Source organism: Streptomyces sp. NPDC002499 (assembly GCF_053595415.1).
The window spans coordinates 152,792-164,781 of sequence record NZ_JBSFXO010000002.1 but is presented as its reverse complement, the minus strand read 5'-3'; the positions used below and the strand labels follow the sequence as shown (position 1 = coordinate 164,781).

At 70.4% G+C, this 11,990-nt stretch carries 11 protein-coding genes; 3 read left to right on the top strand and 8 right to left on the bottom strand.

Annotated elements, in window-relative coordinates; translation table 11 throughout:
- The first annotated feature begins 19 nt into the window (after positions 1–19).
- Positions 20–805: an SDR family NAD(P)-dependent oxidoreductase gene (locus ACWD5F_RS05400; protein ID WP_451251300.1), complete on the top strand. Its 786-nt coding sequence runs from the start codon at positions 20–22 to the stop codon at positions 803–805.
- Positions 806–1,003: 198 nt separating this feature from the next.
- Here ACWD5F_RS05400 and ACWD5F_RS05395 read toward each other — a convergent pair whose 3' ends face one another.
- Genes ACWD5F_RS05395 through ACWD5F_RS05360 form a run of 8 tightly spaced genes read right to left on the bottom strand, consistent with a single transcriptional unit; the run spans position 1,004 to position 9,625 of the window.
- Positions 1,004–1,825 (bottom strand): polysaccharide lyase family 7 protein, encoded by an 822-nt coding sequence (locus ACWD5F_RS05395; RefSeq protein WP_451251298.1) that lies wholly within the window; start codon positions 1,823–1,825, stop codon positions 1,004–1,006.
- A 28-nt stretch (positions 1,826–1,853) separates the two neighbouring features.
- The gene (locus ACWD5F_RS05390; protein ID WP_451251296.1) at positions 1,854–3,029 is read right to left on the bottom strand and encodes a mandelate racemase/muconate lactonizing enzyme family protein; all 1,176 of its coding nucleotides are present in this window, start codon (positions 3,027–3,029) and stop codon (positions 1,854–1,856) included.
- Positions 3,020–3,997 (bottom strand): D-2-hydroxyacid dehydrogenase, encoded by a 978-nt coding sequence (locus ACWD5F_RS05385; RefSeq protein ID WP_451251294.1) that lies wholly within the window; start codon positions 3,995–3,997, stop codon positions 3,020–3,022. Before ACWD5F_RS05385 ends, ACWD5F_RS05390 begins: the two co-directional genes overlap by 10 nt.
- Positions 3,994–4,989 carry a hydroxyacid dehydrogenase gene (locus ACWD5F_RS05380; RefSeq protein WP_451251292.1) on the bottom strand — a complete coding sequence of 332 codons (996 nt, stop codon included), beginning with the start codon at positions 4,987–4,989 and terminating at the stop codon, positions 3,994–3,996. The genes ACWD5F_RS05385 and ACWD5F_RS05380 overlap by 4 nt, the downstream gene beginning before the upstream one ends.
- Positions 4,986–6,185 (bottom strand): hypothetical protein, encoded by a 1,200-nt coding sequence (locus tag ACWD5F_RS05375; protein ID WP_451251290.1) that lies wholly within the window; start codon positions 6,183–6,185, stop codon positions 4,986–4,988. The genes ACWD5F_RS05380 and ACWD5F_RS05375 overlap by 4 nt, the downstream gene beginning before the upstream one ends.
- Before the next feature lie 4 nt (positions 6,186–6,189).
- A complete protein-coding gene (locus ACWD5F_RS05370; RefSeq protein WP_451251288.1) occupies positions 6,190–7,089 on the bottom strand; it encodes a carbohydrate ABC transporter permease in 900 nt (299 codons plus the stop codon).
- Positions 7,089–8,114, bottom strand: a complete 1,026-nt coding sequence (locus tag ACWD5F_RS05365) for a carbohydrate ABC transporter permease (RefSeq protein WP_451251286.1) — start codon at positions 8,112–8,114, stop codon at positions 7,089–7,091. The genes ACWD5F_RS05370 and ACWD5F_RS05365 overlap by 1 nt, the downstream gene beginning before the upstream one ends.
- A gap of 47 nt (positions 8,115–8,161) precedes the next feature.
- Complete coding sequence (locus ACWD5F_RS05360) at positions 8,162–9,625, bottom strand: ABC transporter substrate-binding protein (protein WP_451251284.1); 1,464 nt, start codon at positions 9,623–9,625, stop codon at positions 8,162–8,164.
- A 294-nt stretch (positions 9,626–9,919) separates the two neighbouring features.
- On the opposite strand from ACWD5F_RS05360, the gene ACWD5F_RS05355 reads away from it, so the two are divergent.
- Complete coding sequence (locus ACWD5F_RS05355) at positions 9,920–10,735, top strand: sugar phosphate isomerase/epimerase family protein (protein ID WP_451251282.1); 816 nt, start codon at positions 9,920–9,922, stop codon at positions 10,733–10,735.
- 75 nt (positions 10,736–10,810) lie between these two features.
- Positions 10,811–11,920 (top strand): LacI family DNA-binding transcriptional regulator, encoded by a 1,110-nt coding sequence (locus ACWD5F_RS05350; protein WP_451251280.1) that lies wholly within the window; start codon positions 10,811–10,813, stop codon positions 11,918–11,920.
- The last annotated feature ends 70 nt before the right edge of the window (positions 11,921–11,990 follow it).

Sequence of the window (11,990 nt, the reverse complement as noted above, 5' to 3'; positions counted from 1 at the left end):
ACCTGATCAGGAGCACCACATGTCCAGCACCGCCACCCTCGACTTCACCGGCCGGAAGGTGGTCGTCATCGGCGGCACCAGCGGCATGGGCCACGCCATCGCCCGTCACATCCTCGACGCCGGCGGCACCGCCGTCGTCACCGGCCGCACCCGGTCCAGCGCCGAGAAGGCCGAGGCCGTCCTGTCCACCCACGGAAAGGCCGTCGGGCTGGCAGCCGACCTGGCCGACCCGGCAGCCGTCGAGCGTCTGCGCGTCACCCTCACCGAGGAGCACGCCGACGCCACCCTCCTCGTCAACGCCGCCGGGGTCTTCGCCCCGAAGGCCTTCCTGGAGCACACGTCCGAGGACTACGACCGCTACCAGGCCATCAACCGCGCGTTCTTCTTCCTCACCCAGACCGTCGTCGCCAACATGATCGCCCGCGGCGCGCAGGGATCGATCGTCAACATCGGTTCCATGTGGGCCCACCAGGCAGTCGCCGCGACCCCGTCGTCGGCGTACTCGATGGCCAAGGCCGGCCTGCACGCGCTAACCCAGCACCTGGCGATGGAACTCGCCTCCCACGGCATCCGCGTCAACGCCGTCGCCCCCGCCGTCGTACGCACCCCGATCTACGAAGAGTTCATCCCCAAGTCCGACCTGGACTCCGCGCTCGACGGCTTCAACACCTTCCACCCGCTCGGCCGCACCGGCACACCCGACGACGTGGCCACCACCGTCGCCTTCCTGCTGTCGAACCGGACCGACTGGGTCACCGGAGCCGTCTGGGACGTCGACGGCGGCGTCATGGCAGGCCGCAACTGACCTGCCCTCACGCCGCCGAGGCAGCGGAAGTCGGCAGGTGGGAGGCGATGCGTTTGATGGGCAGGTCAGCGAGTGTGCCGGCGATATTTAGGCCACTGCGGCAAGGTCGTGCTCGTCACCGACAGCTCGACATCCGAGGTGGTGCGGCGGGAGATCCCGCCGCACCTGTGCGCGGAACGCCACTTGGTCGGACGTGTCTCAGCTGTGCGTCACGTCCACGCCGTACAGGGCGACTTCGCCGTAGTTGGAGGCGTCGCACGGTGAGGAGTTGTTGCAGTTCGCCTGGGTGTAGTCGCCGGACTTGAAGTAGCCGCTGCTGAACTCGGCGGCGACCGTGGCCTGCTTGCTGCCGTTGTAGTAGACGTCCACCACCCCGTCGTGGACCACGAACTTGCCCTGGAAGCGCGTCCCCAGCTCGTACGTCGAAGTCACCAGCTTGTAGTGCGTGTTGTTGTACGAGGTGATGTACAGGCTGGTGCCCTCCAGACGGAACGACGTGACATCGCTGGTCGAGTCATGGATCTGACTGGCCATCACATGTGGTTTCACCGCGGGGAGATGCGTGATGGCCTCGTCGAACACCATGGTGTGGGTACCCGACGTGGACGGCCAACTGGCGTTCGCCGACCCGTCGGCGGTCATCTCGCGCAGTTCGGAGCGCGGGTAGCCGGTGTTCGTCGTGGTGGCACCGTTGACGGCGGCCCGCATCAGGATCGCGCCGCAGTCGTCGTCGGTGGTGAACCAGGGGGCGTTGCTGTAGCTCCCCAGTGCGGGCTGCTTCACCTCCTGCGGCGAACCGGTGCTGTTGGGCAGCGGCAGTTGGAGCTTCCAGGCCGTGCTCAGTCCGATGGCGGCGGCCGGCGCGGGGCAGTAGGCGGCCTTCCCGGCGGCCGGCGCGGTCTCCTCGGGCGCGGCCGACGCGCTGTGCACCGACGCCAGCAGTCCCGCGGCGAGCGCGGGCACGGCGACGAGGGCGAGGGCGCGTCGGGAGGACCGGCGCGGTCGGGCGTGCTGATTCATGTGCGGCTCCTTCTCTTACGTGTACGGCTCAGCGGACGAGCTCCCGTACCCTCCCTTCGTCGATGCCGATACCGAGGCCGGGGCCGGACGGCACCTCGGCCACCCCGTCACGCACCCGGATCACGGGGCCGGTGGTGTAGGGGCTGCTCAGGAACTGCCGGCCGTTGAGGTCGGCGGGGGCGACGAGGTCGTAGGCCGCGAACAGGTGGAGCGAGGCGGCGAGACCGATGTCCGACTCGGTCAGTCCCGACCCCATCAGAGCGACTCCGCAGTCCTCGGCCAGCTGGCACTGGCGCAGGGACAGGGTGAGTCCGCCGCAGCGCTGCACCTTGGCCACGGCGATCCCGACGGCACCCCTGCGGACGAAGGAAGCGAGGTCCGTCGGGTGACGCAGGCTCTCGTCCACGGCGATCGGCACCGGACTGAGATCGCGCAGGCGGCGCAGCCCCTCGATGTCGTTGGCGGGCAGCGGCTGTTCGAGCGCGACGACGTCGTACGGCTCCAGGAGCCGGGCCAGGCGCAGTGCGGAGTCCTGGGTGCCGGCCTGGTTGGCGTCGACGATCAGCCGCCCGTCGGGGGCCGCCTCCCGTACGGCCCTCACCCGTGCGGCCTCCAGGGCCTCGTCCTGTCCGGGCACGAGACCCGTCTTGATCTTGAAGTGGCGGTACCCGAGCTCCCGGCCCTCCGCGACGGACTCGGCGAGCGCACCGGGGGTGGCGCCGCCGGCGATCCAGCAGAGGTCGACGGTGTCGTGGCGGCGCCTGCCCCACAGCTCGCCCAGGCTCACACCGCGGGAGCGGGCGAGGGCGTCGTGCCAGGCGACGTCCAGGGCGGCGCGGGCCAGCGGCATTCCGGTGGACCAGCCCCGGCGCAGGGTGCCGTCGAGGACTCGTACCAGCCCGTCGAGGTCCCACAGGGGGAGTCCCGTCGCGGCGGGCGCGAGATAGTGCGTGAGCGTCGACTCGATGGACTCGGTGGTCTCGTACGTCCAGGAGGGGATCGGGGTTGCCTCGCCCCATCCGATGCTTCCGTCCGACGCCGTGACCTTGACCAGCACCCGGACGGCCGGGAGCCCCCGGGCGGTGACCGAGCCGCCCGCGACGGCGAAGTCCCGCAGGGTGGGCAGGGCGACGGTGAAGGTCTCGATGCGTTCGACGGTGGCGCCGGTCGGCGGGGCGTCGGTGGGCGTGTCTGTCAGAACCATTGCGTCTTGTCCACGACGTTGATGAGCGGCTGTCCGGCGACGAACCGCCGTGCGTTCTCCACGAGCACCTCGAACCGGCGCTCGGCGGCATGCGGGCCGGCCCCGCCCACGTGGGGGGTGATCAGGGCCCTGGGGTGGCGCCACAACGGGTGGTCCGAGGGCAGCGGTTCGCGTTCCATGACGTCCAGCGCGACTCCCCGCAGCCGGCCGGTCTCCAGTGCCGCGACCAGGTCGTCGAGGCGGACGGTGGGGCCTCGGCCCACGTTGACGAGACAGGCCCCGTCCTTCATCAGGGCCAGCCTGCGCGCGTCCATGAGCCCCTCGGTGTACGGGGTGTGGGGCACGGTGAGGACCACGATGTCCGCCCGGGGGAGCGCCCGGTCGAGGTGCTCGGCCGGCAGCACCCGCTCGAAACCGGGCGGGGCGGCGGTCACGCGCGGGTCGACGCCCTCCACCCGCGTGCCGAACGCGGCGAGGAGCCGCCCGGTCTCGGCGCCCACGGCACCCGTGCCGACGACCAGCGCCCGGGCCTCGCCGAGCGGTACCACCGCCCCGTCGGACCAGTCGGGCTCCCACTGGGCGTGCGCCTGATCCCGTACGTAGCGCGGGAGTTGGCGGGCGAGCGCCAGCACCAGGGCCATGGTGTGCGCGGCGACGTGGTCGGTGTAGGTGTCCCGCATGTTGGTGACCTGGACCGGATGCCGGACGAGGTCCGGGTGGTAGAAGCCGGGCGGCGGGCCTGCCTGGGGCGCCTGAAGCCACCGCAACTGCCCCGCGGACGCGAGGAGTTCGGGGGTGAGCGTGCCGTAGGCGGCCTCGGCCTCGGTGAGGGCCGCCGCGATGTCGGTGGGGCCTTCGGGGCACAGCACCTCGATGCCGGGAACGGCGTCGGTCAGCCGGCCGGGCCAGGTGCGGGTCTCCTCCGGCAGCGGCGGGACCATCACGAGGGTGAGCGGCGCGGGGGTCATGCGGCGTGCTCCAGAGCCGTGGCGCGGACCTCGTGGTGCAGGGGCACTCCGGCGACGTACCGGGCGAGGTCCTCGGCCATGGCCCGGCCGAGCAGCCGCCGTTCGGGGCCGAGACTCCCGGCGAGGTGCGGGGTGACCACCACGTTGTCCAGCGTGAACAGGGGGGAGCCGGGCACGGCTGGTTCGGGGTCGGTGACGTCGAGCACCGCGAACAGGTCGGAGCGCTCCTCGAGTACGGTCACCAGCGCGGTCTCGTCGACGAGGCCGCCGCGCGCGGTGTTGACGAGCGTGGCGTCGGGACGCATGGAGCGCAGCAGCCGCTCGTCGACCATGCCGCGGGTGGAGTCGAACAGCGGGGCGTGCAGGCTGACGACGTCGCTCTCGGCGAAGACCCGCTCCAGCGTTGCGGGTTCGATGCCCCAGGAGCGGGTGTCGGCGTCGGAGACGTACGGGTCGTGGCCGAGGACGCGTACCCCGTGCCGGAGCAGGTGGCGGGCGGTGGCCCGTCCGGTGGCGCCGAGGGAGACCAGGCCGACGGTGCCGGCACTGCCGGCTTCGGCCCGGCGGACGGCGGCGGCGCCGGTGCGGCGGGCGGTGAGGACGTAGCGCCAGCCGTGCTTGAGGGCGAACAGGATCTGGGCGAGGGCGAAGTCGGCGACCTTGTCGGCGATGACCGGGCCGGCGGCGGCGACGCGCACCCCACGCTGCCAGGACGCCTCGGTGACGAGCGGGCGGACCGATCCTGCGGCGTACAGGGCGAGACGGAGCCGGGGTGCGCGGTCCAGGAGGTCGGCGGTGAGTCTGGGGGCGCCCCAGCTGGTGAGGAGGACATCGACGTCCTCAAGTGCGTCGGCGGGCAGGTCGGCGGCGGAACAGGGCGGACGCCCGACGGTCACGTACCGTTCGATCTCCGTGCGTTCGGCAGGGCCGTAGACGTCGTCGAAGCGCTCCGGGTCCATGACGTACAGGCCGTTGAGCTGCTGGCGGGTCACGCTGCTCCCTCTGTTGTGCGGGTGTTTTCCGCGCCGCGCAGGGCGCGCAGGCGGGCCGGTGAGGCGAGGCCCGCGTGGTAGTAGCGCACGGACCGTGCTCCGGCGTCCTTGAGTCGCGCCACGCGTGCGGCGAGGCGGGCGGGTTGTTCGTCCAGGACCGACACGTTGGCGATGACCGGGCGCGGGCTGTCGCGGACGGCTTCCTTGACGCGGGCGACGGAACGGTCCACGTCGTCCCAGCACTTGACGACGACGGCGGTGGCCCGGCCGTCGAACCGGGTCAGGTCGATCCCGGTGTCGGGGCCGGTGGCCTGCGGGTCGCCGTCGGCCATGAGGAGGAGTTCCCGGTCGGGCGCCGCCTCGGCGATCCGCCGGGTCAGTTCCTCGACCACGGACCGGCGGTGCCGCAGCAGCGCCTTGGCGGCCCCGTCGCCGAGCGCCTCGGCGAGGGTGTCCGGGGCGCGGACGCCGTTCCTCAGCTCCGCGTCGACCGTCCGCCGCACAGCGCTCGCGAGCGCGCCCGGATCGGCGCCGGCGGCCTCGATGCCCTTGCCGCAGGCGGGGCACAGGCACACCGACAGCAGGTCGCGGCAGCCGCGGCCGAGGTCGGCGCCGTCGGTCTTCTCGTGGTGGCTGCCGTGCTCGAAACCCAGCCAGCCGCAGGCTTCCAGCATCAGTGCCGGGGCCGTCGCCGCGTCGTGCCGTTCGGCGAAGGCGCGGACCAGGTCGACGGCGTAGTCGGCGACCTCCGGCTGCGCGGGGCACAGGGCGTATCCGTAGCGTTCGCCGTAGGCGTTGCGCACCGTCAGTTCGGGGGCGCGGGTCCCGGCCGCCGAGCTGTGGGTGAGGACGAGCCAGGCCTCGACGCGCAGCCCCTGGGCGCGCAGGGCGTCGGCGGCCGTGCCGAACCGGTCCGGGGCGTCCACGGCCCAGCCGGGCGCGACGGGCCGCAGCCGGCTGCCGCTCCACCGGCTCTCGTCGAGGGCGAAGTACGCCGCGGCGTGAGTGGCGTGCACGGTGCGGTGCACCGGGTGGAACGGGGTCATGGCGCGGACGGAGTGGTAAGCCGCCTGGAGGACCACCGCGCCCACTCCGAGCGCCGCGATGCGCTCGGCGGCCGCGGGGTCGCCCACCAGGTCCCAGGTGTAGGCGAAGGCGCCGTTGAGATCGGGGCAGCCGGGTGGCTCGGACGTCACGGGATCACTCCTTGGTGGCGCCGGCCAGGCCGCGCACGAAGTAGCTCTGGAAGAAGACGAAGACGAGCAGCATGGGAATGACGGACAACGTCATCCCGGCGGCGAATCCGGTCCAGTCCACGGAGTGCTCGCCCTTGAAGGACAGCATTCCGACCGCGAGGTTCTGGAGGTCCGGCTGGCCGAGGGTGAACACCAGCGGGATGTTGAACTCGTTCCAGTTGCTGATGAACTGGAAGATGACGACGACCGCGATGACGGGTTTGGCCAGTGGCAGGATCAGCATGAAGGTCCGCAGGAATCCGGCCCCGTCGAGTTTCGCCGCGTCGAAGAGGTCCTTCGGGACTCCGGAGAAGAACCCGATGAAGAGCAGTACGTACAGGGCGCCCGCCGCGCCGGACATGGCCAGGATGACCCCGGCCCGGGTGTTGAGCAGGCCGAGGCTGTCCACGAGGACGAACTGCGGAATGATGATGGAGGCCACCGGCACGAACAGGGTGGCCACGATCAGCCGGTGCAGTGCCTTGCGCCCGGGGAATTCGTAGCGGGCCAGGATGTAGCCGCACAGGGCCGACTTGAAGAGTTCGACGAGGGTCGACACGACGGCGTAGAGCACCGTGTTGAAGAAGTACTTGGAGAATCCCGCGTCCACCCACGCCCGGCGGAAGTTGTCGAAGTTCCACTGGTCCGGCATGAGACTCGCGCCGCCGGTGAACAGGCCGGTCTGGGTCTTGAACGCTCCGGTGACGACCCACAGGAACGGATAGATCCACAGCAGGCCGATCACGATCAGCAGCGGCAGGGCGACGAGGTTTCCCCGTGCGGGCCGCGACAGCCGTCGGGAGTGTTGTGCCCGGGGCGCTTTCGCCGGGGACTTGTCGGTACGGGAGAGTTCTGTCCGCGACATCAGACTCCGTACTCCTTCCGCAGTTTCTGCGCCCGGCGCACGAACAGCCCCTGGCCGGTGACGAGGAGGAACGCCAGGACGGAGAAGAGCAGCGCGGCGGCCGACGCGTATCCGTAGGCGAAGGGCATCGACCCGAAGGCCTGCCGGTAGATGAAGTACGAGACCACGTACGTGTCGGTGCCGGGGCCGCCGCCGGTGAGGGTGACGACGAGGCCGAACACGTGCATGGCGTTGACCAGAGCCAGCATCACGATGACGACGGCCACCGGGCGGATCAGCGGCAGGGTGATGCGGGTGAGCTTCTGCCACTCGGAGGCGCCGTCCAGGTCCGCGGCCTCGTAGAGCTCGTCCGGGACGTTCTGCAACGCCGCCATCCAATAGATCATGTACTGCCCGAACACTTGCCAGACGGAGATCAGGATCAGCACGAGCATCGAGGACCACCGGCTGGCGAAGACGTCGGTGGTGCCGTCGGTCAGGCCCAGTCCGTGCAGCGCGGAGTTGAGCGCGCCGTTGGACGGGTTGAGCAGATAGGTGAAGATCAGGCCGGCCATCGCGACGGGGATGATCAGCGGGGCGAAGAAGACGGTCCGCAGCGCCTTCTTCGCCCGTAGCCACTTCCGGGTCATCACCAGCGCCGCGAGGAGCGAGAGCGGCAGCTTGATCAGGGTCGTACCGACCGCGAACAGCAGGGTGTTGACGACGGCCTTCCAGAAGAGCGGGTCACCGAGGAGCCGTGTGTAGTTGTCGCCTCCGACGAAGGTGTTCAGCGGTCCGTTGCCGGACCAGTCGAAGAAGGAGTAGTAGACGGTCGCGAGCAGCGGCCAGAGGGTGAAGCCCAGGTAGAGGACGAGGAAGGGCACGAGGAAGAGCGCCACCCACCACCGGTCGCGCCCTTTGGCGCGTTCCCGGTTGTCCTCGGGCGGACTCGCGGACCGGGCGCGGCGCGCCGCCTCGACGGGGCGGGCGGTGGAGACGGGGGCCGGCGCGTCGGGAGGGCGCGGGCCGGGGGGCGCTAGAGCCATGGAACGTCCTTTGTGTGCTTGCCTGTTCCGGTTCCTGGGCGGGTGGGCTACGCGGCCGGCTTGTAGTCGGCGGTGTACGACCAGTCCGGGAAGGTGAAGCAGTCGAGAGAGACCTTCAGACCCTGGTCCGCTTCCTTCTTCAGCTCGTCCTTGAGCGTCCGCTGGCGCTCGGCGACGATCCGATCGGCCTCGGGCTTGAGCGAGTGGCCCGAGTTCAGGGCGCCGGACATCGCCTCGTACTCCCAGGTGGGCCGTTCACCGATGGCCTTGACGTAGGCCTTCGACTTCACGAGGTCCGGGCACTTGGCGACCGGAAGCGGCAGCTTGACGCGGTAGGCGGGGTCGTCGGCGATCTTCATGATCTGCTTGATGGCCGGGTCCTCGATGTAGCGGGCGTTGTCCGCGAAGGCCAGCGTGCCGAACCCGCCCTTGAGGTATTCCTTGGTGAAGTAGCCGCCGGGCTTGGTCATCCAGTCGAGGAAGGTCCACGCGGCCTTGGACTGCTTGGACTTCGCGCTCACCCAGTACTTGTTGCCGTCGGGCTGGCTCCACAGGGCGCCCTTGGAACCGGTGTCGGGCACGGGGTGGGGAGCCACGGTGTACCCCGACGCGTCCAGGTCCAGGGTCTTGAGCACCGACGGGAGCCAGGTGCCGTCCATGGTGATGCCGGCCTGGCCGGCGGCGAACTGCTGCCGGGTGAAGTTCTTGTCGTTGTTCCCGGGTGCCAGGTAGCCGTCCTTCTTGAGCTCCTGGATGAACGAGAACACCTCTTGCGCCTGCGGTGTGTTGAGCGAGAACGAGCCCCGCTTGTAGTCGAAGAACCAGTCGTTGACGGTGTATTCACCGGCGGCGAGCGCGTAGAAGGTGCGCTGGAGGTCGACGTCCTTGCTGGGTGCGGCGATGCAGAACGCCTTGGTCTTCTTCTTGATGGCCGCGCAGGCGCTCTTCAGGTCGGACCAGGTCTTCGGCGGCTGCGCGGTGTCCAGTCCCGCGTCCTTGAAGACCTTGTTGTTGAGGTACATGTACCCGGGGCCCCAGTAGGTGCTCTCCGAGAACGGGAACGCGTAGGTCTTGCCGTCGAGTTGGTTCACGCCCTCCGTGAAGGAGCCCTCGTGCCACCGCTTGGTGAAGGAGGCGGGCAGCGCGGCTCCGCCGTTGAGGGGCTGGATCCACTTCTGGTCGAGCAGCTGTGACATGGCGAGCGGGCCGTTGTCGCTCCAGTAGAAGACGTCGGGGCCCTGTCCGCTCTGGAAGGCCAGCGGCAGCGTCCGCTTGTACTCCTCCTGCGCGATCGACTGCCACTGGACGGTGATGTCCGGGTGCTGCTTGTGGAACTCCGCCGCGACCTGCTTGTGGAAGTCCGTCTGCTCCGCGGAGTAGTCCCAGATCTTGAGGGTGGTGCCGGAGCTGCCGGAGCCCCCACCGCACGCCGCGAGGAGTGGCCCGACCAGCAGGGACGCGAGCGCCATCCTGCCGATCCGGGACTTTCTGAGTGCGATTCCTGTGCGCATGGTCGGCTCCTGCTCTCTAGGGATGGCGGCTCTGCCCGCCCTGGTGGCCGTGCTGGTCCGGACCGAAGCGCGGTTGACGTTAGGGCCCGAAAGTGAGCTGAGCAAGCGTTTTCACAAGATGGAAGATTGGATCTTGAAGCCTCTGTGAACCGCATTGGCAGTTTGAGCTGGTGCTTTATGCGGATCCATCGACCTGACAATCTAGGAGATGTAGTTTGAGGGAGCGCTTTCACAGCACTCAGGTGACCCGCCGCCCGGGCGTGGTCCCTTCACCGATCGGAAACGGAGCACGTCGTGCGTGTCCTCGTCCTCACCAAACCGTTCGGCCCTCTGGCGCCGGAAGTACTGTCCGAGCAGCTGGTTCGCGCCGGGGCGGACGGTGCCGACCTCCTGGTCAGGGAAGGTCAGACCGTCACGCCGGACACTCCGGAGCGGATCGGCGAGACGGCACGGGCCCTGCGCGGGAATGGCTGTGAAATCGGTTTCCTGAGTACGGACCTGACCTCCGCGGGCCCTGTGGCCGACCGTCTGCTCGGACACTGCGCCGAGGAGGGCGTGACCCGGGTGCGCGTCGGCTTCTACCGCTACGACGCGGAGTCCGACTACCCGGCCGGCCTGGACCGGGCCCGTCGTGACCTCGCCGGGCTGGCCGATCTGGCGGCTCGCCACGGCGTGCGGCCCGTGCTCGCGCTGCACCACGGCACCCTCCACCCGTCGGCCGCGCACGCGATGCGGCTGCTCGACGGCCGGGACGACGTACTGATCCACCCCGACCCCGGAAACCAGGCCAAGGAGGGCAGCGAGGACTGGCGGCTCACGCTCGACACGATCGGCGGCCTCGACCGGGTCGGCTGTGTCGGTGTGAAGAACGCCCTCTGGGAGCAGGTCGGTTCACCCGAGGACTGGACATGCCGGTGGCAGCCCCTCGCCGACGGCGGCGTGGTGCCCTGGCCCGCGCTCCTGGCCGGGCTCACCGGGGACGGCTACACCGGCCCGCTGTCTTTGCACGTCCACTACGCCACCGACGACCCGTTCGCCGCGGTCCGTCGCGACGTCGGGCATCTGCGCGGGCTGCTGGCGGAAGCGGGGGCGACGACCTTGGCACGCTGAGCGACGCACGAACTACGCTGGCGAGGGACCATGGGCGACTGGGAGCTGGGATTGGCTACTTCGAAGGTGCCGGACATGACGGAGGACGCCGGAGCGTCCGCGGAGCCGACCGCTCCGGACGACGGACCAGGTGTCCCAGGCGCGAAACCGCTCCCCGCCACACGCAAGGGGGACCGCAGGCGACGGGTCACGATCACCGACGTCGGCGCGGCGGCCGGAGTGTCCACCTCGACCGTCTCCCGCGTCCTCAACGGCACGGCCCACGTCGACCCCGAACTCGCGCGCCGGGTGCAGAGCGCGGTCGCCGAGCTCGGCTACCGCCCCAACGCGGCCGCCCAGGGACTGGCCCGCGGCGAGGCGGGCGCCATCGGTGTACTCGTCCCCGACCTGGCCAACCCGTACTTCCCCGATGTGCTCAAGTCCGTCTCGGCGGTGGCCCGTTCTCACGGGCGGCGGGTGATGGTGATGGAGTCGGACGAGGACCCGACGAGTGAGCACGAGCTGGCCGAGGATCTGATGCGCTGCTGTGACGGCGTCCTGCTCTGCTCGCCCCGCATGGACCGCGCCGCGATCGTCGACCTCGCCCTGCGCGGCCGTCCGCTGGTGCTCGTCAACCGGATCGTGCCCGGCCTCGGCGTCCCCGCGGTCTCCGCCGACTTCTACGGTGGGATGACCCTGGTCTGCGGCCATCTCGCACAACTCGGCCACCGGCGCGTGGCCTATCTGAGCGGCCCCGAGGCGTCCTGGGCCAACGCGGAACGGATCCGCGCCTTCGACGCCGCCGCCGCGTTCGGCGTGGAGGTCACGGTCATTCCCTGCGGCCATACGGCACGGCAGGGCTACGAGTCGGCGGACGCGCTGCGGGCCGCCGACGTGACCGCCGCCGTCGCCTACAACGACCTGGTGGCGACCGGTGCCGTGGCCGCGCTGGAGGAGGCGGGGCTGCGGATCCCCGAGGACATGTCGGTGATCGGCTGCGACGACATCTCCCTCGACGACCTGCCCGGCTCCCGCCGGCTCACCACCGCCTCCATGGCCCGGGACGAACTCGGCACTCTTGCCGCCCGGCGCCTGGAGTCCCTGATGACCGACGGCGACGACAGCGAGCCGCACTACATCCCGATGGAGCTTCGCGTACGGCACACCAGCGCGCCGCCCGCCGCGCTGCGGAACCGCACCGGCTGACCCGGCGCGAACGTCCCGGTCCGGCGGCCGGACGGACGGCCCGCACGGATTCCCCGGCCGCGCGCGGAAG

Coding starts and splice junctions, on each gene's coding strand:
- ACWD5F_RS05400 (WP_451251300.1), top strand. CDS start 20: ATGTCCAGCACCGCCACCCTCGACTTCACCGGCCGGAAGGTGGTCGTC.
- ACWD5F_RS05395 (WP_451251298.1), bottom strand. CDS start 1,825: ATGAATCAGCACGCCCGACCGCGCCGGTCCTCCCGACGCGCCCTCGCC.
- ACWD5F_RS05390 (WP_451251296.1), bottom strand. CDS start 3,029: ATGGTTCTGACAGACACGCCCACCGACGCCCCGCCGACCGGCGCCACC.
- ACWD5F_RS05385 (WP_451251294.1), bottom strand. CDS start 3,997: ATGACCCCCGCGCCGCTCACCCTCGTGATGGTCCCGCCGCTGCCGGAG.
- ACWD5F_RS05370 (WP_451251288.1), bottom strand. CDS start 7,089: ATGTCGCGGACAGAACTCTCCCGTACCGACAAGTCCCCGGCGAAAGCG.
- ACWD5F_RS05365 (WP_451251286.1), bottom strand. CDS start 8,114: ATGGCTCTAGCGCCCCCCGGCCCGCGCCCTCCCGACGCGCCGGCCCCC.
- ACWD5F_RS05360 (WP_451251284.1), bottom strand. CDS start 9,625: ATGCGCACAGGAATCGCACTCAGAAAGTCCCGGATCGGCAGGATGGCG.
- ACWD5F_RS05350 (WP_451251280.1), top strand. CDS start 10,811: ATGACGGAGGACGCCGGAGCGTCCGCGGAGCCGACCGCTCCGGACGAC.